The organism is Pantoea sp. B270 (assembly GCF_018726825.1).
In the GTDB taxonomy this organism is placed as follows: Bacteria; Pseudomonadota; Gammaproteobacteria; order Enterobacterales; family Enterobacteriaceae; genus Pantoea; species Pantoea dispersa.
The window spans coordinates 2,458,789-2,480,948 of the sequence record NZ_JAHCSX010000001.1; the positions used below are offsets into that span (position 1 = coordinate 2,458,789).

The window sequence follows — 22,160 nt, forward strand, 5'->3', positions numbered from 1 at the left end:
GTTATCCGTCCGTTAAATCAGAGACAGCGTTTCGGGGAAGCCGAAACGAATATTGAGACACTGCACCGCCTGTGAGGAGGCGCCTTTCAGCAGGTTGTCTTCCGCTGCGACAACAATCAGGTGCTCGCCCTGCACGGCAAAGCCGATATCGCAGAACGGCAGGCCAACCACCGCTTTCAGCGCCGGTACGCCTTTGTCGTACAGCCGCACCAGTGGTTTATCGTGGTAAGCGCTGTGGAACGCCGCCGCCACATCCTGCTGACTCACACCGGCGTTCAGACGGCAGGTGATGGTTTCCAGAATGCCGCGCGGGAAATTACCGAGATGCGGCGTGAAGATCACCGGCGTGCCGAGATGGGCCACAATCTCCGGATGGTGACGGTGATTGAAAAGGCCGTACGGCTGCAGGCTGACTTCACAGAAGCTGGTGGTGACGCTGGCTTTACGTCCGGCACCGCTGACGCCGCTGGTGGCATTGATGACCGGCCACTGAGCCGGATTAAGCAGGCCAGCCTTAATCAGCGGCTTAAGCGCCAGCTGCGCGGCGGTCGGATAGCAACCCGGCACCGCCACCAGCTGCGCGTCTTTAATCTGCTCGTGGTTCCATTCGGCCAGGCCGTAAACGGCTTTGTCGAGCCACGCCTGGTGCTGATGGCTGAAACCGTAATACTGTTGATAAAAGCCGTCGTCGTTAACGCGGAACGCACCTGAGAGGTCGAACACCACGCAGCCGGCTTTCAGGAATTCCGGGGCCAGATCGTGGCTGACTTCGTGTGCGGTGGCGAGGAACACCACATCGACCTTGCCGGCCCACTCTGCGGCATCACCCAGCGGCTGCAATGGCAAATCGACCCTGCCTTTCAGCTGCGGATGGAGATCGGAGAGTAACTTTCCGGCATCCGGGCTTTGCGCTGAAACCGCCAAAGCGGTTATGTTCATATGCGGGTGGCGATTCAGGTAGGTGGCAAGCTCTACGCCAGCATAACCACTGGCACCAACGATCAGCGTATTCAACATCAGGCTGTATACCTTATTACAGTCACACGTATCGGGTCGCGGCATTGCCCCGTTGCCCACGATGCCGTTTGCAGCTTTTTTCAGTTCACATGCAGACGACGTTAATGTATTTTTATTCACTATTAATGCATTAATATTGATACATCCTAACCCAGGGACCGTCAACAGTGAAGACAAAAATTCCACCTTTTATCGAACTCTACCGCCAGCTGATTGCAACACCGTCGATCAGCGCCACCGACAGCGCGCTGGATCAGAGCAATGAAACTTTAATCAATTTGCTGGCGGGCTGGTTCCGCGATCTCGGCTTCAGCGTGGAAGTCCAGCCGGTGCCGGGTACACGCCACAAATTCAACCTGCTGGCGCGCAGCGGCAGCGGCGCAGGTGGCCTGCTGCTGGCGGGCCATACCGACACCGTGCCGTACGACGATGGCCGCTGGACGCGCGATCCCTTCACCCTGACCGAACACGACAACAAGCTGTACGGCTTAGGCACCGCCGATATGAAAGGCTTCTTTGCCTTTATTCTTGATGCGCTGCGTGACGTTGACGTGACGAAGCTCAGCAAACCGCTGTACATCCTCGCCACCGCCGATGAAGAGACCACGATGGCCGGCGCGAAATACTTTTCTGAATCGACCCAGCTGCGGCCGGACTGCGCCATCATCGGCGAACCGACGTCGCTGAAACCGGTGCGCGCCCACAAAGGCCATTTGTCGCACGCCATCCGTATTCAGGGTCAGTCCGGTCATTCCAGCGATCCGGCGCGCGGCGTGAACGCTATCGAGCTGATGCATGAATCCATTACTCAGCTGATGCAGCTGCGTAATACGCTGAAAGAGCGCTATCACCATGACGGCTTCGCCATTCCATATCCGACCATGAACTTTGGCCATATCCACGGCGGCGACGCGGCGAACCGCATCTGCGCCTGCTGTGAGCTGCATATGGATATCCGTCCGCTGCCGGGACTGACGCTGAGCGATCTCGACGGTTTACTCAATGAAGCGCTGGCACCGGTGAGCGCGCGCTGGCCGGGCCGTCTGACTATCGGTGAGCTGCATCCGCCGATTCCCGGTTACGAATGCCCGGCCGATCATGAACTGGTCAAAGTGGTGGAGAAGCTGCTGGGCGTGCCGACAGAAGTGGTGAATTACTGCACCGAAGCGCCGTTTATCCAGCAGTTGTGCCCGACGCTGGTGTTAGGGCCTGGATCCATCAATCAGGCGCATCAGCCAGACGAGTTTATTGATACCGCATTTATTAAGCCGACTCATGCGCTTATCACTCAGGTTGTGCAGCATTTTTGCCATTGATGATTAAAAGATGGGGCATTTCACTGCGAAATCAGCAAATTGCCCCGTCATTATCCGGGATTTGATAATAAGAATAACTTATCCCACCTCCTGTCAATTAAATTCGATGAATTTCCGATAGTTAGCAGCACGATACCGGCAATTTAAGTCAATTGACGAACAGGAAGAACCGTGGCTAGATAAAAGACGATGTTATGCCCGTTGGGTATAGAGGTTTTATATTTAAGACGATAAGGGTGTCAGGGTCACATGAACGAACAATATTCCGCAATGCGAAGTAATGTCAGTATGCTCGGCAAACTGCTCGGGGATACGATAAAGGATGCACTGGGAGAGAACATCCTCGATCGGGTGGAGACCATCCGCAAGCTCTCTAAGTCATCCCGTGCAGGAAATGACACTCATCGTAAGGAACTGCTCTCCACGCTGCAAAACCTGTCTAACGACGAGCTGCTGCCGGTGGCGCGCGCGTTCAGCCAGTTCCTTAACCTCACCAACGTGGCAGAACAGTATCAAACCATTTCGCGCAGCGGCGACGGTGCTAACCATCCGGAGCTGCTGAAAAAAACCTTCGAGCGCCTGAAGCAGCAGAGCGATCTCAGCGAGCCGGCCATCCGCCAGGCGATTGAGGAGCTGTCGCTGGAGCTGGTGCTCACCGCCCACCCGACCGAAATTACCCGCCGCACGCTGATCCACAAGCTGGGCGAAGTGAACAGCTGTCTGCAGCAGCTCGACCACAGTGACATCACCGACTACGAACGCAACCAGGTCATGCGCCGTCTGCGTCAGCTGGTGGCGCAGGCGTGGCACACCGATGAGATCCGTAAATATCGCCCGACGCCGGTAGATGAAGCCAAATGGGGCTTCGCGGTGGTGGAGAACAGCCTGTGGGAAGGCGTGCCGGCGTTTCTGCGCGAGCTGAACCAGCAGGTGGAAGAGAGCTTCGGCATCCAGCTGCCGGTGGATTTCGTGCCCATCAAATTTACCTCGTGGATGGGCGGCGACCGTGACGGTAACCCGAACGTCACCGCACCGATTACCCGCCACGTAATGCAGCTAAGCCGCTGGAAAGCCGCCGACCTGTTCCTGCGCGACATCGGCGTGCTGGTGTCCGAGCTGTCGATGTCCGAGTGCAGCGACGAAGTGCGCGAACTGTGTGGCGATGCGGAGGCGCTGGAGCCGTATCGTGTAATTCTGAAACGTATCCGCAGCCAGCTGATGAGCACCCAGAGCTATCTGGAGCGCCGCCTGAAGGGCGAGCGCCTGCCGCGTCCGGCCGATCTGCTGGTTTCAAACGATCAGCTGTGGCAACCGCTGTTTGCTATTTACCAGTCGCTGCAGCAGTGCGGCATGGGCATCATCGCCAACGGCCAGCTGCTGGATACGCTGCGCCGCGTGAAATGCTTCGGCGTGCCGCTGGTGCGTATCGATATCCGTCAGGAGAGCACCCGCCACACCGAAGCGATTGCCGAAGTGACGCGCTATCTCGGACTGGGCGACTACGAAAGCTGGTCGGAAGCTGATAAGCAGGCGTTCCTGATCCGTGAACTGAATTCCAAGCGGCCGCTGCTGCCGCGGCAGTGGGAGCCCAGCGACAACACGCGTGAAGTGCTGGATACCTGCAAAGTGGCGGCAGAAGCGCCGCAGGGCTCGATTGCCGCCTATGTGATTTCGATGGCCAAAACGCCGTCTGACGTGCTGGCGGTGCATCTGCTGCTGAAAGAGGCCGGCATCCCTTACGCAATGCCGGTGGCGCCGCTGTTTGAAACCCTCGACGACCTCAACAACGCCAATGACGTGATGAGCCAGCTGCTGAATATCGACTGGTATCGCGGCTTCATCAACGGCAAGCAGATGGTGATGATTGGCTACTCCGACTCGGCAAAAGATGCCGGCGTGATGGCAGCCAGCTGGGCGCAGTATCAGGCCCAGGATGCGCTGATTAAAACCTGCGACAAAGCCGGCATTACCCTGACGCTGTTCCACGGACGCGGCGGTTCGATTGGCCGCGGTGGCGCACCGGCGCATGCAGCCCTGCTGTCACAGCCGCCGGGCAGCCTGAAAGGCGGCCTGCGCGTGACCGAACAGGGCGAAATGATTCGCTTCAAATATGGCCTGCCGGAAGTCACCATCGCCAGCCTGTCGCTTTACACCGGGGCGATTCTGGAAGCCAACCTGCTGCCACCGCCGGAGCCAAAACGCGAATGGCAGGAAATCATGAACGGTCTGTCAGCCTATTCGTGCGCCATGTACCGCGGCTATGTGCGTGAAAATCCGGACTTCGTACCCTACTTCCGCTCGGCGACGCCAGAGCAGGAGCTGGGCAAACTGCCGCTCGGGTCGCGCCCGGCGAAACGGCGTCCGACCGGCGGCGTTGAGTCGCTGCGCGCCATTCCGTGGATCTTCGCCTGGACGCAGAACCGCCTGATGCTGCCCGCGTGGCTGGGGGCCGGCGCGGCGCTGCAGAAAGCGATGGACGAAGGCCATCAGGATCAGCTGGAAACTATGTGCAGCGAATGGCCGTTCTTCGCCACGCGCCTCGGCATGCTGGAGATGGTGTTCTCGAAGGCTGACCTGTGGCTGGCGGAGTATTACGATCAGCGTCTGGTGGATAAATCGCTGTGGCCGCTCGGCAAACAGCTGCGCGATCAGCTCGATGCCGACATCAAAGCGGTGCTGACCATCGCGAACGATGCGCATCTGATGGCGGACCAGCCGTGGATCGCCGAATCCATTGCGCTGCGTAACGTCTACACCGATCCGCTCAACGTGCTGCAGGCGGAACTGCTGCAGCGTGCGCGTGCGCAGGAAGAGCGCGGCGACGAACCTGATGCGCGCGTAGAACAGGCGCTGATGGTCACTATCGCTGGCGTCGCGGCCGGCATGCGTAACACCGGCTAACGGCTGGCGGCGCATCACGCCTCGCACAGCAAAAAGGGGGCCCTGAGGCCCCCTTCTCTTTTTTATCCTTTCACGCTTATGCCGCCAGCGTCGGGCGAACACCCAGCGTGTGGCAGATAGCGTAGCTCATCTCGGCGCGGTTCAGCGTGTAGAAATGAAAGTCCTTCACCCCTTCGCGCGACAGGATTTTCACCATGTCCATGGCGATGTTGGCACCGACCATTTTGCGCGTCTCCGCATCATCATCCAGCCCGTCAAACATGGCGTTCATCCAGCCCGGTACGCGCACGTTGGTCATGGTGGCGAAACGCTGCAGCTGTTTAAAGTTGGAGACCGGCAGAATGCCCGGCACGATCTCCACGTCGATACCGGTGGCCACGCAGCGATCGCGAAAGCGCAGATAGCTCTCCACGTCGAAGAAAAACTGGGTGATCGCGCGACTGGCGCCGGCATCAATTTTTCGCTTCAGATTGATCAGATCCGCCTGCGCACTCTTCGCTTCCGGATGCACTTCGGGATAGGCCGCTACCGAGATGTCGAAATCACCGACCTCTTTCAGCAGCGACACCAGATCGCTGCCGTACATGTCTAATTTGCCGCCGCCCGGTGGTAAATCGCCGCGCAGCGCCACGATATGGCGAATGCCGTTATTCCAGTAGTCTCGCGCAATGGCGCGCAGTTCATCGCGCGTCGCATCAATACAGGTGAGATGCGGTGCCGCTTCCAGTCCGGTGCGCTCTTTAATGCCTTTGATGATGCTGTGAGTGCGGTCGCGCTCGCCGGAGTTGGCTCCGTAAGTTACCGAGACGAATTTGGGTTTCAGGCTGCTCAGGCGGTCGATGGAGTTCCACAGAGTTGCTTCCATTTCGCTGGTGCGGGGCGGGAAAAACTCAAAAGAGACATTAATTTGCCCGTTCAGCTCAGCCAGGCTCTGGTTCAGCGCTTCGCGCTGATTGGCATGAAAGAAACTCATCCTGTTACCTCATCATCACATATCGATTAATTTGCGAACCGCGAACATCCATACGTTTAGACGTCCAGATGCACAAAATGAACGATCTTCAGCTTAGCGTCAACATAAAATTGTTTGCCGGGCGTGACAAATATTCAACCAAAGTGAAAGGGATTCACCTGACGGGGAAGCAGAGGGAAAAACGCAGACAGCGGACGCCGTCTGCGCAGCAGGTTTACAGCAGTTGGGCGAGACGATTGATATCAGACTGTAGCGCACCGGCGGTGACATCCCGGCCGGCGCCCGGCCCGCGGATCACCAGCGGATTGTCGCGATACCAGCGGCTTTCAATAGCAAACACGTTATCACACGGCAGCAGCGCCGCCAGCGGATGCTCCGGACGCACCGCTTCCACGCCGACGCGCGCTTTACCGTTGGCATCGAAACGCGCTACGTAGCGCAGCACCAGACCCATCTCCTGTGCGGCTTCGAAGCGCTGCAGCATCTGCTCGTTCAGCTCGTCGGCGTTTTCAAAGAAGTGGTCAATGGATTCGCCTTCGCACTGTGACGGCACCAGCGATTCAACCCGCACCTGATCCGGTTCGATGTCGTAACCGGCTTCGCGCGCCAGAATCACCAGTTTGCGCATCACGTCCTGACCGGAGAGATCGACGCGCGGGTCGGGCTCGGTTAAGCCCTGCTGCCACGCCTGATCGACCAGCTCGCTGAACGGCACCGTGCCGTCAAACTGCAGGAACAGCCACGACAGCGTGCCGGAGAAGATACCGCTGATCGCCAGAATGCTGTCGCCGCTTTCGCGCAGGTCGCGCACCGTGTGATTGACCGGCAATCCGGCACCCACGGTCGCGTTATACAGCCAGTGGCGACCAGTTTTGGCGAAGGCATCGCGTACCTGACGCCAGCTCTGGCCGCTGGCAGCGCCGGCCACTTTATTGGCGCTGATGACGTGGAAGCCGTGGCTGGCAAAATCGTGATACTGCTGCGCCAGCGAATCACTGGCGGTGACGTCCAGCACCACCAGATCGTCAAACGGGTGCGCGCGCATCCACAGGAACAGCGACTCTTCGTCGCGCGCTTCGGCTTCATCATCAAAGAAGGCCAGCGCCCGACTGGCGTCGAGACCGTCATAGCTCAGCAGGCTGCGGCTACTGTCCGCCACGCCCGCCAGCACAAACTCGAACCCGGTACGCGCCGACAGCGTCTCCTGCTCGCGCGCGAACAGCTCCAGCCAGCGTGAGCCGATATTGCCTTTGCCGAACAGAATCAGGCCGATGCGCTTCTCGGCGCGGAACAGCGACTGGTGCAGTCCCTGAATCAGGTGCTGGGTCGGTCCGACGCGCAGCACCGCCACCAGGCTGATGTGATCTTCTGACTGCCAGACGAATTCGACCGGCTGGTCTTTGATCTGCTGCCAGAAGCGATGGCTGTGCAGCGGATTACGCGTTACGCCAGCACCGACCAGCGCCACCAGCGCCAGACCGTCGCGCAGCTGCAGATGACCGGGCAGCGCCGCGTCCTGCAGCAGGTTAAAGGCGCTGTTGACCACTTCCGAGGTGTAACACAGCTGCAGCAGGCGACGATCCGGATGGATACCCATCGCCAGCGGACGCAGCTGCGCGCGCTTCAGCAGCAGATCGATCTCTTTCTGCTGGGTAGCAAAATCGTGGCTATCGGGAATCTGAATCTCAACCAGGCAGACATCGTCGTGGCTGGTGACAATGCGCGCGCCGGTGCCGGACGCCAGCACGCGCTCAATGCGCGTTGAGCCCTGCTCCGGCTGATAGCTGCAGCGCAGCTGTAAATCGATGTCGCTGTTGGAGACCGGCTGCAGCGTACGCGTGTGCAGCACCGGCGCCGCCAGTCGGGCCAGCTCGCTGGCCTCATCCAGCCGCAGCAGCGGCAGCAGGCAGGCATCGGAAACCTTGCGCGGGTCCGCGCTGTAAACGCCAGCCACGTCGCTCCAGATGGTGACGCGGTTCACGCCCGCCAGCGCGCCAATCTGCGTTGCCGAGTAGTCAGAGCCGTTACGGCCGAGCAGCACGGTTTCGCCCGCTTCGCTGCGGCTGATAAAACCCGTCACCACCAGACGCTTATGCGGATGCTGCGCCAGCAGCGCCTGCAGCAGCGGCCAGGATTTGCCTTCATCTACCTGCGGCTGCGCCGCACGTTCGGCACGCAGGAAGTCGCGCGCATCCAGCCACGCCGCTTCGATATCGCGCTGGCTGAGCACCGCCGCCATCAGGCGCGCCGACCAGATTTCGCCGTGGCCAACCACTTCGGCGTACACCGCATCGGTGATGGCGCCGTCGAGCAGCGCCGCCAGGCGTTCAAGATCGCGGATGAAGGCTGCGGTCAGGGTTTCTGCATATTCAGCAGGCAGCAGTGCAGCGATCAGTTCGCTGTGAAAACGGCGTAACGCCTGTTGCACCTGATGGGCCGATAAGCGATCGCTCTGGCTCAGCTTGAGCCAGCTGATCAGCTGGTTAGTGGTGCTGCCTGCGGCAGAGACCACCATTAAGTCGCCCGGCTGGCTGTAATCGGCCATGATACCGGCTACGCGCTGATAACAGCGCGCGTCGGCCAGGCTACTGCCACCAAATTTATGCAACTGCTTGATCGGCGTTCCCGCGCCTGCTGAAATCGTCATGGTTACCCCTCGGCTGCGATCCTGAATGCATTATCCAGGTCGGCGATTAAATCTTCGTGATCTTCAATTCCGACAGAAATACGCAGCAGCGAGTCGGAAATGCCCGCTGCGGCACGCGCGTCCGCCGACATGCCGGCGTGCGTCATGGTGGCGGTATGCGAAATCAGACTTTCCACGCCGCCCAGCGACTCCGCCAGCGTAAACAGCTGCAGCGCTTTCAGGAAGCGGCGCAGCCGCGCCTCATCGGCGTCGAGTTCAAAACTGAGCATGGCGCCAAAACCGCGCTGCTGACGCGCGGCAAACTGGTGTCCGGCGTTCTCTGGCAGAGACGGATGATACAGCTTTTTCACCAGCGGTTGTTGCTTCAGGTAATCAACAATCGCCAGTGCGTTACGCTGCGCCGCCGCCATGCGCGGTGCCAGGGTGCGCAGGCCGCGCAGCAGCAGATAGCTGTCAAACGCCGCGCCGGTGACGCCAATGTTATTCGCCCACCAGGCGAGTTCCGTGACCAGCGCCGGATCTTTAGCGATGACCGCACCGGCCACCACGTCCGAGTGACCATTGAGATATTTGGTGCAGGAGTGGATCACCAGATCGGCACCCAGCGCCAGCGGGTTCTGCAGCGCCGGGCTGAGGAAGGTGTTGTCCACTACGCTCACCGCACCGGCAGCACGCGCGGCGGCGCAGATGGCCGCAATGTCCACCACGCGCAGCAGCGGATTGCTCGGGCTTTCGACCAGCACCAGCTTTGGTTTTTCCGCCAGCGCCGCCGCCAGTGCCGCTTCATCGCCCTGATCGACAAACTTCACGCGGTAAGCGCCGCGCTTGCTCAGGCTGTCAAACAGACGATAGCTGCCGCCGTAGCAGTCGTGCGGCGCCACCAGCAGATCGCCTGGCTTCAGGAACACCGTCGTCACCAGATGAATCGCCGACATCCCGGTGTTGGTCAGCACCGCGCCCGCGCCGCCTTCCAGCTCAGCCAGTGCGCGCTGGACCACATCGCGCGTCGGGTTACCACGGCGTGAATAGTCATGCGCGCGCGGCTCGTTGAAATCGAGGAAGTTATAGGTGCTGGAGAGGTGAATCGGTGGGACAACGCAGCCATATTGCTCGTCATCATTCAAACCGCTGCGTACTGCGATGGTTGCCTGTTTACGCGTCATGGTGCTTACTGTTCCTGAAGTGTAATAAAAAAGTGGCAACAGAATAACATTCCGCAACTGGACGTCAATACATCTGGACATCTAAATGTCTTTGCGTATAGATTGAGCAAAGCCGCAATACCCGCTAAAATTACGCGTCATCGCCTGGTGTTCAGCGCGCTTTCCTGTGAAACGCGATGTGTAAGCATAAAACCGGCAGTTTAAGCGGTCAGGCATCGAAAAATCGGGCATAATCAACGGATTTCCCCATATTCAACTTTTTATTGATTAAGGTAACCCATGGCTGAATGGAACGGCGAATATATCAGCCCTTACGCTGAACACGGTAAGAAGAGCGAGCAGGTTAAGAAGATTACAGTTTCTATCCCGCTGAAAGTGCTGAAGATTTTAACGGATGAGCGTACCCGCCGTCAGGTGAACAATCTGCGTCACGCCACCAACAGCGAACTGCTGTGCGAAGCCTTTTTGCATGCCTTCACCGGGCAACCGCTGCCGAATGATGTTGATCTGCGTAAAGAACGCAGCGACGAGATTCCGGAAGAAGCAAAACAGATTATGCGTGAGATGGGCATCGATCCCGACAGCTGGGAATACTGAGGCCAGAAATAAAAAAACCCAGCCGAGGCTGGGTTTTTTCTTGCAACCGAATCGTGAAGATTCGCCGGCAAATAATCTTATTTCTTGCTGCCTGGGATGCTGAAACGCTTGTTGAAGCGATCAACACGACCACCAGAGTCAACAACACGCTGCTTACCGGTGTAGAACGGGTGGCATTTGCCGCACACGTCCAGGTTCAGGGTACCAGTCATGGTTGAACGGGTGTTGATCACGTTGCCGCAAGAGCAGGTGATGGTCACAGCTTCGTATTTCGGGTGAATACCTTGTTTCATGGGAGAACCTCATAAAAGGCCGTGTCGCTCTCCGTGCCAGGCGAACCTGCACAGCACCACACGCGGTTAATAAATGGTGTATCTTTGACGAGTCATCTCATCAAAGGCGGCATAGTATACAGAAAATGAGCGCATTGATCAAATCCGCGCAATGCGCCGTGCTCTGTCACTCCGGGTAAACGCCTGCGGCCAGCGCCGCCGCGCGCTGAAGTATGACGGGGGTGACGCCAGCGTGTACACTACTTCTCCTTTTTACAGAACCGGATAGAGATCGACATGCCCGTTGTTCAGGTTGCCCTGCCCGTTCCGCTGCCTCGCCTGTTTGACTACCTGCTGCCCGCCGATGCGCCGCAGCCGGTGGCCGGCGCGCGCGTGAACGTACCGTTCGGCAACCGGAAAATGACGGGCATCGTGGTTAGCACACGCGCCACCAGCGATCTCCCCCTTGCCCAGCTGAAACAGATTGATGCGTTGCTCGACGACCGCTCGCTGTTTTCGCCGGCGCTGTGGCGCATCCTCAACTGGGCCGCCGGTTACTATCACTCTCCACTCGGCGAAGTGCTCAGCCATGCGCTGCCGGTGCTGCTGCGTCAGGGCAAACCGGCCCAGGAAGCGCCGCTGTGGCAGTGGGTGGTGAACGAAGCCGGGCGCGAAGTGGCGCTGGAAAGCCTGAAGCGCGCGCCGAAACAGCAGCAGGCGCTGGCGGCGTTGCGTCAGCGGCCGCTGTATCGGCATCAGATCGGCGAGCAGGATTTTACCGATGCCGCGCTGCAGGCATTGCGTGCCAAAGGCCTGTGCGACCTGCGCGAACATGCGCCACAGCAGCACGACTGGCGCGCCAGTTTCGCGGTGAAAGGTGAACGGCTGCGGCTGAATACCGATCAGGCGATGGCGGTGGGCGCCATTCGCAGCGAGGATGAACATTACGCCGCGTGGCTGCTGGCAGGCATTACCGGATCGGGTAAAACCGAGGTCTATCTCAGCGTGCTGGAGAATGTGCTGGCGCGCGGTAAACAGGCGCTGGTGCTGGTGCCGGAAATTGGCCTGACGCCGCAAACCATCGCTCGTTTCCGTGAACGCTTCGATGCGCCGATTGATGTGCTGCACTCGGCGCTCAATGACAGCGAGCGTCTGGCGGTATGGCTGCGCGCGCGCAGCGGCGAGACCGCCATTGTTATCGGCACACGATCCGCGCTGTTCACACCGCTGGCGCGGCCGGGCGTGATCATCATTGATGAAGAACACGACAGCTCCTACAAACAGCAGGAGGGCTGGCGCTACCAGGCGCGCGATCTGGCGGTATTCCGCGCTCACGAAGAAGATGTGCCGATTGTGATGGGATCGGCGACGCCGGCGCTGGAGACGCTGCACAACGTGCGTGTCGGTAAATATCGCCAGCTCAACCTGACCAAACGTGCCGGTAACGCCAAACCGGCGCTGCAGCAGCTAATCGATCTCAAGGGACAGCAACTGAAAGGCGGTCTTGCGCCGGCGCTGCTGGGCAAGATGCGCCAGCACCTGCAGGCGGATAATCAGGTTCTGCTGTTTCTCAATCGCCGCGGCTTTTCGCCGGCGCTGATGTGCCACGACTGCGGCTGGCTGGCGGAGTGCCAGCGTTGCGACAGTTATTACACGCTGCATCAGCAGCATCGTCAGTTGCGCTGTCACCACTGCGACAGCCAGCGTCCGCTGCCGCATCAGTGTCCGGGCTGCGGTTCCACCCATCTGCTGCCGGTCGGCGTGGGCACGGAACAGCTGGAGCAGCAGCTCAGCACGCTGTTTCCTGGCGTACCGGTGTCGCGCATCGATCGCGACACCACCAGCCGCAAAGGCGCGCTGGAGCAGCATCTGGCCGATGTGCATCGCGGCGGAGCGCGCATTCTGGTCGGCACGCAGATGCTGGCCAAAGGCCATCACTTCCCGGACGTGACGCTGGTATCGCTGCTGGATGTCGATGGCGCGCTGTTTTCTGCCGATTTCCGGGCCGCCGAGCGCTTTGCCCAGCTCTACACGCAGGTCGCCGGCCGCGCCGGCCGCGCCGGTAAGCAGGGCGAAGTGTTACTACAGACGCACCATCCGGAACATCCACTGCTGCAAACGCTGCTGCATCGCGGCTATTTTGCGTTTGCCGATCAGACGCTGCTGGAGCGCCAGTCAGTGCAGCTGCCGCCGTGGACCAGCCACGCACTGTTTCGCGCTGAAGATCTGGATAACGCGCAGGCGGCGGAGTTCCTTACGCAGCTGCGTAACCTGCTGGAAGCCAGCCCGCTCAAAGATGAGGCGATGTGGCTGATGGGGCCGGTGCCGGCGCTGGCACCGAAGCGCAGCGGACGCTGGCGCTGGCAACTGCTGCTACAGCATCCGTCGCGCAAGCGGCTGCAGCAGTTGCTGAGCAGTTCACTGCCGCTGGTCAGCACCCTGCCCGCCGCGCGCAAAGTCAAATGGACGCTGGATATCGACCCCACCGAGAGTTAAGCAGCGCCACATCTGCGAGCCAGATCGAAAAAAGTCGCACAAGTCACAATTTTTATGCAAATTAAGTAACAACCTCACACGGCGTTGGGTTAACAATAGTGCCCGTCCCGGCACTGGGCCGGCTATGTGTGAATATCTATGCGCTGTACCGCGTCAGGAGTTAACGTTGGATCAGAAGCAACCCTCATCGGCAGCCACCATGAAAGATGTGGCCGAGCAGGCTGGCGTCTCCACCGCCACGGTTTCGCGCGCGCTGATGAATCCGGAAAAAGTCTCCGCCGCGACCCGGCAGAAAGTGGAACAGGCGGTGCAGGCGGTCGGCTATGCGCCGCACGGTCTGGCGCGCAACGCCAAACGCGGCGACACGCAAACCATTCTGGTGATTGTGCCGGACATCTGTGACCCTTTCTTCAGCGAGATTATCCGTGGCGTGGAAGTGACCGCCGCGCAGGAAGGCTATCTGGTGCTGATTGGTGACTGCGCGCATCAGGATCAGCAGGAGAAAACCTTCCTTAACCTGATGCTGACGCGCCAGATTGACGGCATGGTACTGCTGGGTTCGCAGCTGCCGTTTGACGCCGGCATTGAAGATCAGCGTAATCTGCCGCCCATGGTGATGGGCAACGAGTTCGCGCCGGAGATGGCGCTGCCCACGGTGCATATCGATAACCTGACCGCGGCCTTTGAAGCGGTGAATCACCTGTTACAGCTGGGCCATCGGCAGATCGCCTGCATCACCGGACCGGAACATATCCCGCTCAGCCAGTATCGGTTGCAGGGCTACATCCAGGCGCTGCGCCGCAGCAATATCGCCATCGATCCCACGCTGATTGTGCACGGCGACTTTACCTTTGAAGCCGGTGCCAGCGCGCTGAAGCAGCTGATGAGCCTGCCGCAGCCGCCGAAAGCCCTGTTCTGCCATAGCGATCTGATGGCGCTGGGCGCGATGAACCAGGCGCGTAAGCTGGGAATGCGTATTCCGCAGGATCTGTCGGTGGTCGGCTTCGATGATATCGAGCTGGCGCAATACTACGATCCGCCCCTGACCACCGTGGCACAGCCGCGTTTTGCCATTGGCCGCGAAGCGATGCTGCTGCTGCTGGATGAGCTGCAGGGCAAACGGGTCAACAACGGTTCACGCCTGCTCGACGCCGAACTCCGCGTCCGCGGCAGTACTGCACCGGCAGCAAAACGCGAAAAATGAATGCGGGAACCCTGCATTTTCAGCAGATTCTGAAGGCAGACTGTGCTGGTCAAAGTTCCAGCCCTTGAGTAACATGACGCATTCCTTGCCGGGCAAAATTAACACCCCATTTACACGCCCAGTGGCATTTTTTTGAAGGGTATCAGAACGAAAGTGGCACAGAGAGATTACGTAGGCCGCGGGCGTTCAACAGGGACGCGTCGCAAAAAACCCGCAGGCCGCAGCAAGAAAAGCAAAGGCGGCTCCGGCACTTCAAAGCTGATGATAGTACTGGCCGTGGCAGTGCTGGTGACCTTTGCCGGTGGTTTATGGTTCATCTCGCATCACAAAAAAGAAGAAACACCGGTGATTCCGAATCATAAAGCCAACGGTAATGGCCTGCCGCCGAAGCCGGAAGAGCGCTGGAAGTACATCAAAGAGCTGGAAAATCGTCAGGTGACCGTGCCGTCGCCCACCGAGCCGTCTGCCGGTGGCGAAATCAAGTCGCAAACCCAGCTGACCGACGAACAGCGTCAGCTGCTGGAGCAGATGCAGGCCGATATGCGCCAGCAGCCGACCCAGCTGAATGAAGTGCCGTGGAACGAACAAACCCCGGCTCAGCGCCAGCAAACGCTGCAGCGTCAGCAGCAGGCACAACAGCAACAACAGCAGTTGCAGCGTCAGCAGCAGCAGTTACAGCAGCAGCGTCAGCAACAGTTGCAGCAGCAACGCCAGCAGGAATTGCAGCAGCAGGCGGCACGCCAGCAGCAGCAGCAGGCCGCACCGATCACTCGCGAGCCGGCGAAGCCGCAGGAGAGCGCCAAAGCCAAAAAGGAAGAGAAAGCGAGCACCCAGCGCTGGATGGTGCAGTGTGGCTCGTTTAAAGGCACCGATCAGGCGGAATCGGTACGCGCCGGTCTGGCGTTTGAAGGTTTCGAAAGCCGCATCACGACTGGCGGCGGCTGGAATCGCGTGGTGATTGGGCCGTTTAAAGACCGCAGCAGCGCAGACAGCACCGTGAAGCGCCTGCACAGCTCCGGCCACAGCAGCTGTATCCCGCTCGCCCTGCCTTAACCCTCCCTGCTCGCCCCCGGCAATTTGCAGCATCAGATATTGCCGGGGGTTGAAACCCCACAGGATTACCCCATATCTGGTTGCATGATACGCCGCGCCCGCTGCGCGGTGTCTTTTTTCCACTGCAACAAGGGGTCTGCCCGTGACAACAATAGTAAGTGTACGACGCAACGGCCGGGTCGTGATCGGCGGTGATGGCCAGGCGACGCTCGGCAATACCGTAATGAAAGGCAATGTTAAAAAGGTGCGTCGTCTTTACAACGACAAAGTGATCGCGGGCTTTGCTGGCGGCACCGCAGATGCCTTTACCCTGTTTGAACTGTTCGAACGCAAACTGGAGATGCATCAGGGCCATCTGGTGAAAGCCGCGGTCGAACTGGCGAAAGACTGGCGTACTGACCGGATGCTGCGCCGCCTTGAAGCGCTGCTGGCGGTTGCCGATGAGAACTCCTCGCTGATCATCAGCGGTAACGGTGACGTGATTCAGCCGGAAAATGACCTGATTGCCATCGGTTCCGGCGGGCCTTACGCCCAGGCAGCCGCCCGCGCGCTGCTGGAGAACACGGAGATGGGTGCGCACGATATCGTAGCCAAAGCGCTGAATATCGCCGGTGATATCTGCATCTACACCAACCACAACATTAACTTCGAAGAATTACCGTCTAAGGCGTAAGGACCAAAACCATGTCTGAGATGACTCCACGCGAGATTGTCAGCGAGCTTAACCGCTTCATCATCGGCCAGGACGGCGCCAAAAAAGCGGTCGCCATTGCGCTGCGTAACCGCTGGCGCCGCATGCAGCTTGACGAAGAGCTGCGCCATGAAGTGACCCCAAAAAACATCCTGATGATCGGCCCGACCGGCGTCGGTAAAACCGAAATCGCCCGCCGTCTGGCGAAGCTGGCCAATGCGCCATTCATCAAAGTTGAAGCCACTAAATTCACCGAAGTCGGCTATGTCGGGAAAGAAGTGGATTCGATTATTCGCGATCTGACGGACTCCGCCATCAAGATGGTGCGCAGCCAGGCGATCGAGAAAAACAAATATCGCGCCGAAGAGATGGCAGAAGATCGCATTCTGGATGTGCTGATCCCGCCAGCGAAAAACAACTGGGGCCAGCCGGAGCAGAGCGCTGAGCCGTCCGCTGCCCGCCAGTCGTTCCGCAAAAAACTGCGCGAAGGCCAGCTGGATGACAAAGAGATTGAGATCGATCTGGCTGCTGCGCCGATGGGCGTTGAAATCATGGCGCCTCCGGGCATGGAAGAGATGACCAGCCAGCTGCAGTCGATGTTCCAGAACCTCGGCGGCCAGAAGCAGAAACCGCGTAAGCTGAAAATCAAAGATGCGATGAAGCTGCTGATTGAAGAAGAAGCGGCCAAGCTGGTGAATCCGGAAGAGCTGAAGCAGGACGCCATCGACGCGGTTGAACAGCACGGTATCGTGTTCATCGACGAAATCGACAAAATCTGTAAGCGCGGCGGCCAGTCGTCGGGCCCGGATGTGTCACGTGAAGGCGTACAGCGCGATCTGCTGCCGCTGGTGGAAGGCTGCACCGTGTCCACTAAACACGGCATGGTTAAAACCGACCATATCCTGTTTATCGCCTCCGGTGCGTTCCAGGTGGCCAGCCCGTCGGATCTGATTCCGGAGCTGCAGGGTCGTCTGCCGATTCGCGTTGAGCTGCAGGCGCTGACGGTCAATGATTTCGAACGCATCCTGACCGAGCCGAACGCGTCCGTGACCGTACAGTACAAAGCGCTGATGGGCACCGAAGGCGTTAACGTTGAATTCACCGAAGACGGCATCCGTCGCATCGCCGAAGCGGCGTGGCAGGTGAACGAAACCACCGAGAACATCGGTGCACGTCGTCTGCACACCGTGCTGGAGCGTCTGATGGAAGATATCTCCTACGACGCCAGCGATCGCCACGGCGAATCGATCACCATCGATGCCGAATATGTTGGTCAGCATCTGGATGAACTGGTGGCCGACGAAGATCTCAGCCGCTTCATTCTGTAATTCCAGTCAATACCCAGCCTTGCGCTGGGTATTTTTTTGCCCGCCCGCCGCGCTGCACCCGATTATCCCGTTGCCTCTGTTGTCGCTGCGCTGCAAAAGCGGGCGGATTTGATGTATCCTTTGCCTGTTTTCCTTAATGAGTTTTCCCAATGAAAGAACAAGAAAAAGCCGAGATTAAACGTTTCAGCGACCAGCTGGACGCGCTGAATCGCAAAGAACCGCAGCTGCTTGAAGCGGGCGATGCCGAAAAGCTTGGCGCGCTGCTGAAAGAGAAAGAGACGCTGGTGCAGGAAATTGAGCGTCTGCGCAACGTGCGCGAAGAGAAGCTGAGCAAAGAAGCCCAGCAGCTGAAAAAGCTGCCGTTCAGCCGTGAAATCACCAAAAAAGAGCAGGCGAACATGGGCGCGCTGAAGAAAAGCGTGCGCGGCCTGGTAGTGGTACACCCGATGACCGCGCTGGGACGTGAGATGGGGCTGAAGGTGATGACCGGCTACGCGAAGCAGCCGTTCTGATTGCCGTTACGCGGCGTGGGCCACGTCGCGTTCTGCCCCGGCAGCCTGCAGCACCTGCTGCGCCAGCGTATCCAGCAAGGCATAGCGGCGGCGATACTCCGCGCGCTTCTTGCTGGCAATCTCTTCCAGATCTTTACGAGCCATGCTCAGCGGCAGCGTAAACAGCTCATCACCCCGCATTTCCCCGCCCAGTGACAGCCAGAACTCGCTATAGCTGGCAAAGAACTTATCACCTTTGCTATGACGGTAGCGCAGGCTGCGGAAAACATGGGTGGTATCGCCGACGGCGGTAATGGCCTGTACGCCGCACTGTGCCGCCAGAATAAATACCGCTTCCATCAGCAGACGCTTAGGAAATACGCCGTGCGCGGCTTTGGTGGCATCGCGAATAACGTCACTGGAAATATGTTTCCGCGGCCCCTGCAAGCCCCCAATTAATAGCGTGCGCTGCTGCTGCTCCTGAATAATAGAGAATGACAGCGAGGCCAGCGTCATGTCCTGATAATTAAGCAGCAGCGTAATTTCCCCTTCCCGGTCGTAATGGCCGGAGCAGCAATAAATCGCAAACTGCTCCTCGTTTTTGCCGTCGAAACGGGCAAGGAGATTACCAGTCGGGCTCAGCAGCAACTGGCGCAGCTGATTATTCGCCAGCTTATCCATCAATTGATAATGATCGAGAATCGCCTGCGCACGCTGCGCCACGCTGAAACCAGCGCGCAAATAGGGACGATGCGGCTTAGCCGGCAGTAAGCCCTGGCTGCTTAACAGCTGCGGCAGAAAAGAGAGTTTGGCCAGCTGATGGAGATAATTAAAAGTGGTCAGTGGAAATACCGCTGACCTTAAGGCAAATTTCAGGCGAAATTGCTGGCTATTCCACAGCTTATTTGGCCGCAGCTTTCCACTGACTAAAGGTATAAACAGCGCGGCCGACGAAACGGAGTCCGGCTCAGAATGTGTAATAATAGACATGATTATTTTTACGTCGCGAGATAACTGAAGGCTACTGTATGCCCCAAATTATCAACGGCGCGTTAATAACCACTTTAGCCTGGTCATGACGTGGAGTTTGTTGAGCTGCGGTTTAGGATGGTGATAAAAAAACCGGTGCACGCAGGCACCGGTTATTCACATAGCGTAAGCCAGAACTTATTTTGCCGAGGCGAAACGTGCCGCTGCTTCGTCCCAGTTCACCACGTTCCAGAACGCTTTGATGTAGTCAGGGCGCTTGTTCTGATACTTCAGATAGTAAGCGTGCTCCCACACATCCAGACCGATGATTGGGAAACCAGACACGCCAGCGATGGCTTCGCCCATCAGTGGGTTGTCCTGGTTAGCGGTTGAAACGACCGCCAGCTTGTCGCCTTTTTTCACCAGCCACGCCCAGCCAGAGCCAAAACGGGTCGCAGCCGCTTTCTCGAACTCTTCCTGGAATTTCTCAACGCTACCGAAATCTTTTTCGATTGCCGCTTTCAGGTCGCCCTGCAGCGTGGTGCCGGTTTTCAGGCCTTTCCAGAACAGGCTGTGGTTAGCGTGGCCGCCAGCGTTGTTACGCAGTGGGCCTTTTTTGTCTGCTGGCAGCTGATCCAGTTTGGTGATCAGTTCATCAACCGGCAGATTTGCGAATTCGGTACCTTCCAGCGCCGCGTTGGCGTTGTTAACGTAGGTCTGGTGATGTTTAGTGTGATGGATTTCCATCGTCTGCTTGTCGAAGTGCGGTTCCAGTGCGTCGTAGGCGTACGGCAGGGATGGCAGTGAATAACTCATGTTCTTCCTCTCCATTTAGTGTTTGGCAGCACAACCTTGCTGGTGTGCCGCATAAGCAGTCGGATCATTATAGTTAAAATCATGATCCGGAAAAGGGTTATCAATGCCTTAGTAATGATAAGGATTTGATCAATCTGGCAAAAGGTGCGCACACACGGCTACACCTTATGCGTACTGGCGCGCACCTTAAGCTGCACCGGCAGCTCATTGATGGCAGGCGGCTCGTCGCCGTTGAGCGCCGCCAGCAGGCGTTTACCGGCCATGCGCCCCATCTCCTCGTACGGCAGCACAATGCTGGTCAGCGGCGGCGAACATACCGCCGCCAGCGGGCCACCGCCGATGCTGGCAATCGCCAGCTGGCTGGGCACCGAGACGCCGGCTGCGTGACAGGCCATGATGGCGCCGCACGCCACTTCATCGCTGGTACAGATCAGGACGTCCAGTTCCGGCCAGGTGAGACGGATCTCTGCCAGCAGGCTGTGGCCGGCGGCAAAGGTGGGCATTTTCGGTGAGGTCACCACGCGGTGCGGTGCCAGATTCAGCGCCAGCATCCCGCTGTGCCAGCCATTGAGCAACTGACGGAAAATAGTGCTGTGCGTTTGTGTACACAGCAGGCCGGGATAGCGATAGCCGCGCTCCACCAGGCTGTTTACCAGCTGGCGAATGGCTTTCGCATAGTCCACGCCGATGCTGATGCCGGCAGAATCCTGATGCACGCCGCCGATGTCCATCACCGGCAGGCCGGAGTTGCTCAGCAGGCGCTGCGCTTCGGCGGCATTGTCGAAATTGAAGTGCACCATCGCGGCCGGGTTGTAAGAGAGCAGCATCTCGATCAGCTCGCTCTCCTCCGCCGCCGAATGATTGGCTTCGGCCAGCATCATGTTATAGCCCTGCGGCCGCAGCACCTCCTGCAGCGCCTCTGACACAATCGCGCTGCCCGGCGTCGCAAAAGATGGTACCACCATGGTGATCAGCCGCGACGAGGCTGACGCCAGGTTACGCGCCTGCACGTTGGGCACATAGGCCAGTTCCGCGACGGCCGCGTCGATCCTTGCGCGAATTTCGGGCGACACTTTCTCCGGCATACGCAAAGCGCGCGACGCCGTCATGGCGCTGACACCGACCAAACGGGCAACATCGGCCAGCGTACTTTTGCCGGTACTGCGCCGTCGTTTTTCTGTCATGCGTTCTCCTGTCTCTACCCTACTGGTTCCGGGTAGCGCTCGATTTATCCGCACGCAGCTTAAAACCAAAAGCAAATTGGTGCCATGTTAAAAACCACAGAATCGGGCATGTCTCATTGGCTGCGTGATTTTCGCTGGCCTGAGCATGTCACCCCGGCCTCAGCGTGACAAACCGCGCGCGCAAAAATGTTATCGCTAACACATTTTTTAACATCATTCGTGTTAGCGCTAACTTTTGCGAGCAACATCACAGAACCCAGGCGATAAAATCACCTACAGTGCACCGCATCGACGAATAAACAGGAATTACTGATGCTCACTCAATGGCTGACACCGCAACATATCCGGGTAATAGACGACGTTAGCGACTGGCAGGAAGCGGTGCGTTTATCGGCCGAGCCGCTGCTGGCGGAGGGGGCAATTACCCCGGCTTATCTGGATGCGATCTTTACCTCGCATGCTGAGCTGGGTCCCTATTATGTGCTGGCGCCGGGTCTGGCGATGCCGCATGCGCGTCCGGAACAGGGTGCGCGCAAAAACGGCCTGTCGCTGCTGCATGTAAAACAAGGCGTGAATTTTGCCGCCGATGAAAACGACCCGGTATTTGTCGTTATTATGCTGTGCGCCCTGTCTGGCGACGATCATATTCAGATGATCACCGCGCTGGCTGAGGTGTTCAGCGACGAATCCCGCCTGCAGCAGTTGCTGTCGGCATCGACCCTGCCAGCGATTGAAGCTGTCATTAAAGATTAATCACCAGAGAAACCTGAAAATGAAAAAAGTACTGATTGTGTGTGGAAACGGTTTAGGCAGCAGCTTCATTGTGGAAATGAACGTGAAGAAAATTATTAAGGAGCTGGGTAAAGAGGCTGAAGTGGGTCATACCGATTTAACCTCTGCCAAATCTGAGCAGGCCGATATTATCATCAGCGCTAAAGATATCGCTGACCAGCTGTCGAGCCACTGCGCACAGGTATTTGGCCTGAGCAATTTACTGGATAACGCCAGAATCAAAGAAATTCTCGCCGACAACCTGTAATTG

The 22,160-nt window shown here is 58.4% G+C and carries 19 protein-coding genes; 11 read left to right on the forward strand and 8 right to left on the reverse strand.

The window, feature by feature from the left end:
* Nucleotides 1–12: 12 nt before the first annotated feature.
* Nucleotides 13–1,017: an N-acetyl-gamma-glutamyl-phosphate reductase gene (gene argC / locus KOL70_RS11805; RefSeq protein ID WP_021506831.1), complete on the reverse strand. Its 1,005-nt coding sequence runs from the start codon at nucleotides 1,015–1,017 to the stop codon at nucleotides 13–15.
* A gap of 167 nt (nucleotides 1,018–1,184) precedes the next feature.
* On the opposite strand from argC, the gene argE reads away from it, so the two are divergent.
* Both argE and ppc read left to right on the forward strand, forming a co-directional pair.
* Nucleotides 1,185–2,333 (forward strand): acetylornithine deacetylase, encoded by a 1,149-nt coding sequence (gene argE / locus KOL70_RS11810; protein WP_215480692.1) that lies wholly within the window; start codon nucleotides 1,185–1,187, stop codon nucleotides 2,331–2,333.
* A 249-nt stretch (nucleotides 2,334–2,582) separates the two neighbouring features.
* Nucleotides 2,583–5,234 carry a phosphoenolpyruvate carboxylase gene (ppc, locus tag KOL70_RS11815; protein ID WP_031279588.1) on the forward strand — a complete coding sequence of 884 codons (2,652 nt, stop codon included), beginning with the start codon at nucleotides 2,583–2,585 and terminating at the stop codon, nucleotides 5,232–5,234.
* 76 nt (nucleotides 5,235–5,310) lie between these two features.
* Here the strand turns inward: ppc and metF are convergent, their stop codons facing one another.
* From metF to metB, 3 genes are all read right to left on the reverse strand, one after another.
* Nucleotides 5,311–6,207, reverse strand: coding sequence for a methylenetetrahydrofolate reductase (metF, locus tag KOL70_RS11820; RefSeq protein ID WP_215480693.1), 897 nt, complete (start codon nucleotides 6,205–6,207; stop codon nucleotides 5,311–5,313).
* Between the two features lie 214 nt (nucleotides 6,208–6,421).
* Entirely contained in the window at nucleotides 6,422–8,854 is a 2,433-nt protein-coding gene (locus tag KOL70_RS11825; protein ID WP_021506835.1) for a bifunctional aspartate kinase/homoserine dehydrogenase II, read from the reverse strand.
* A gap of 2 nt (nucleotides 8,855–8,856) precedes the next feature.
* Nucleotides 8,857–10,017: a cystathionine gamma-synthase gene (metB, locus tag KOL70_RS11830; protein WP_021506836.1), complete on the reverse strand. Its 1,161-nt coding sequence runs from the start codon at nucleotides 10,015–10,017 to the stop codon at nucleotides 8,857–8,859.
* A gap of 279 nt (nucleotides 10,018–10,296) precedes the next feature.
* On the opposite strand from metB, the gene metJ reads away from it, so the two are divergent.
* Nucleotides 10,297–10,614, forward strand: coding sequence for a met regulon transcriptional regulator MetJ (metJ, locus tag KOL70_RS11835; protein ID WP_007885403.1), 318 nt, complete (start codon nucleotides 10,297–10,299; stop codon nucleotides 10,612–10,614).
* Nucleotides 10,615–10,691: 77 nt separating this feature from the next.
* Here metJ and rpmE read toward each other — a convergent pair whose 3' ends face one another.
* Complete coding sequence (gene rpmE, locus KOL70_RS11840; protein ID WP_021506837.1) at nucleotides 10,692–10,907, reverse strand: 50S ribosomal protein L31; 216 nt, start codon at nucleotides 10,905–10,907, stop codon at nucleotides 10,692–10,694.
* 276 nt (nucleotides 10,908–11,183) lie between these two features.
* Here rpmE and priA point away from each other — a divergent pair, with 276 nt between their 5' ends.
* The 6 genes from priA (at nucleotide 11,184) to KOL70_RS11870 (ending at nucleotide 18,170) form a co-directional block, all read left to right on the forward strand.
* Nucleotides 11,184–13,382 (forward strand): primosomal protein N', encoded by a 2,199-nt coding sequence (gene priA / locus KOL70_RS11845; protein WP_215480694.1) that lies wholly within the window; start codon nucleotides 11,184–11,186, stop codon nucleotides 13,380–13,382.
* A gap of 124 nt (nucleotides 13,383–13,506) precedes the next feature.
* Nucleotides 13,507–14,586 carry a DNA-binding transcriptional regulator CytR gene (gene cytR, locus KOL70_RS11850; RefSeq protein ID WP_370445720.1) on the forward strand — a complete coding sequence of 360 codons (1,080 nt, stop codon included), beginning with the start codon at nucleotides 13,507–13,509 and terminating at the stop codon, nucleotides 14,584–14,586.
* Between the two features lie 153 nt (nucleotides 14,587–14,739).
* Nucleotides 14,740–15,639, forward strand: coding sequence for a cell division protein FtsN (ftsN, locus tag KOL70_RS11855; RefSeq protein WP_215480695.1), 900 nt, complete (start codon nucleotides 14,740–14,742; stop codon nucleotides 15,637–15,639).
* Nucleotides 15,640–15,781: 142 nt separating this feature from the next.
* A complete protein-coding gene (gene hslV / locus KOL70_RS11860) occupies nucleotides 15,782–16,312 on the forward strand; it encodes an ATP-dependent protease subunit HslV (RefSeq protein ID WP_125310719.1) in 531 nt (176 codons plus the stop codon).
* An 11-nt stretch (nucleotides 16,313–16,323) separates the two neighbouring features.
* Nucleotides 16,324–17,658: an HslU--HslV peptidase ATPase subunit gene (gene hslU, locus KOL70_RS11865; protein ID WP_021506842.1), complete on the forward strand. Its 1,335-nt coding sequence runs from the start codon at nucleotides 16,324–16,326 to the stop codon at nucleotides 17,656–17,658.
* Between the two features lie 149 nt (nucleotides 17,659–17,807).
* A complete protein-coding gene (locus tag KOL70_RS11870) occupies nucleotides 17,808–18,170 on the forward strand; it encodes a YibL family ribosome-associated protein (RefSeq protein WP_215480696.1) in 363 nt (120 codons plus the stop codon).
* A gap of 6 nt (nucleotides 18,171–18,176) precedes the next feature.
* On the opposite strand, the gene KOL70_RS11875 is transcribed toward KOL70_RS11870, so the two are convergent.
* The 3 genes from KOL70_RS11875 to KOL70_RS11885 all read right to left on the reverse strand — a co-directional run bounded on the left by KOL70_RS11875 (nucleotide 18,177) and on the right by KOL70_RS11885 (nucleotide 21,118).
* A complete protein-coding gene (locus tag KOL70_RS11875) occupies nucleotides 18,177–19,139 on the reverse strand; it encodes a VirK/YbjX family protein (RefSeq protein ID WP_132466969.1) in 963 nt (320 codons plus the stop codon).
* A gap of 177 nt (nucleotides 19,140–19,316) precedes the next feature.
* On the reverse strand, nucleotides 19,317–19,934 hold the full coding sequence (gene sodA, locus KOL70_RS11880) for a superoxide dismutase [Mn] (RefSeq protein WP_021506845.1): 618 nt from the start codon (nucleotides 19,932–19,934) through the stop codon (nucleotides 19,317–19,319).
* Nucleotides 19,935–20,092: 158 nt separating this feature from the next.
* Nucleotides 20,093–21,118, reverse strand: coding sequence for a LacI family DNA-binding transcriptional regulator (locus KOL70_RS11885; protein WP_104094286.1), 1,026 nt, complete (start codon nucleotides 21,116–21,118; stop codon nucleotides 20,093–20,095).
* Between the two features lie 312 nt (nucleotides 21,119–21,430).
* On the opposite strand from KOL70_RS11885, the gene KOL70_RS11890 reads away from it, so the two are divergent.
* Both KOL70_RS11890 and KOL70_RS11895 read left to right on the forward strand, forming a co-directional pair.
* Entirely contained in the window at nucleotides 21,431–21,871 is a 441-nt protein-coding gene (locus KOL70_RS11890) for a PTS sugar transporter subunit IIA (protein WP_021506847.1), read from the forward strand.
* Nucleotides 21,872–21,890: 19 nt separating this feature from the next.
* Entirely contained in the window at nucleotides 21,891–22,157 is a 267-nt protein-coding gene (locus tag KOL70_RS11895; protein ID WP_215480697.1) for a PTS sugar transporter subunit IIB, read from the forward strand.
* Nucleotides 22,158–22,160 lie beyond the last annotated feature (3 nt).

What these genes read in the sequence shown, in the direction of transcription:
- argC (WP_021506831.1), bottom strand. Translation starts at nt 1,017, where the DNA reads ATGTTGAATACGCTGATCGTTGGTGCCAGTGGTTATGCTGGCGTAGAG.
- ppc (WP_031279588.1), top strand. Translation starts at nt 2,583, where the DNA reads ATGAACGAACAATATTCCGCAATGCGAAGTAATGTCAGTATGCTCGGC.
- metF (WP_215480693.1), bottom strand. Translation starts at nt 6,207, where the DNA reads ATGAGTTTCTTTCATGCCAATCAGCGCGAAGCGCTGAACCAGAGCCTG.
- KOL70_RS11825 (WP_021506835.1), bottom strand. Translation starts at nt 8,854, where the DNA reads ATGACGATTTCAGCAGGCGCGGGAACGCCGATCAAGCAGTTGCATAAA.
- metB (WP_021506836.1), bottom strand. Translation starts at nt 10,017, where the DNA reads ATGACGCGTAAACAGGCAACCATCGCAGTACGCAGCGGTTTGAATGAT.
- metJ (WP_007885403.1), top strand. Translation starts at nt 10,297, where the DNA reads ATGGCTGAATGGAACGGCGAATATATCAGCCCTTACGCTGAACACGGT.
- rpmE (WP_021506837.1), bottom strand. Translation starts at nt 10,907, where the DNA reads ATGAAACAAGGTATTCACCCGAAATACGAAGCTGTGACCATCACCTGC.
- priA (WP_215480694.1), top strand. Translation starts at nt 11,184, where the DNA reads ATGCCCGTTGTTCAGGTTGCCCTGCCCGTTCCGCTGCCTCGCCTGTTT.
- cytR (WP_370445720.1), top strand. Translation starts at nt 13,507, where the DNA reads ATGTGTGAATATCTATGCGCTGTACCGCGTCAGGAGTTAACGTTGGAT.
- hslU (WP_021506842.1), top strand. Translation starts at nt 16,324, where the DNA reads ATGTCTGAGATGACTCCACGCGAGATTGTCAGCGAGCTTAACCGCTTC.
- KOL70_RS11870 (WP_215480696.1), top strand. Translation starts at nt 17,808, where the DNA reads ATGAAAGAACAAGAAAAAGCCGAGATTAAACGTTTCAGCGACCAGCTG.
- KOL70_RS11875 (WP_132466969.1), bottom strand. Translation starts at nt 19,139, where the DNA reads ATGTCTATTATTACACATTCTGAGCCGGACTCCGTTTCGTCGGCCGCG.
- sodA (WP_021506845.1), bottom strand. Translation starts at nt 19,934, where the DNA reads ATGAGTTATTCACTGCCATCCCTGCCGTACGCCTACGACGCACTGGAA.
- KOL70_RS11885 (WP_104094286.1), bottom strand. Translation starts at nt 21,118, where the DNA reads ATGACAGAAAAACGACGGCGCAGTACCGGCAAAAGTACGCTGGCCGAT.
- KOL70_RS11890 (WP_021506847.1), top strand. Translation starts at nt 21,431, where the DNA reads ATGCTCACTCAATGGCTGACACCGCAACATATCCGGGTAATAGACGAC.
- KOL70_RS11895 (WP_215480697.1), top strand. Translation starts at nt 21,891, where the DNA reads ATGAAAAAAGTACTGATTGTGTGTGGAAACGGTTTAGGCAGCAGCTTC.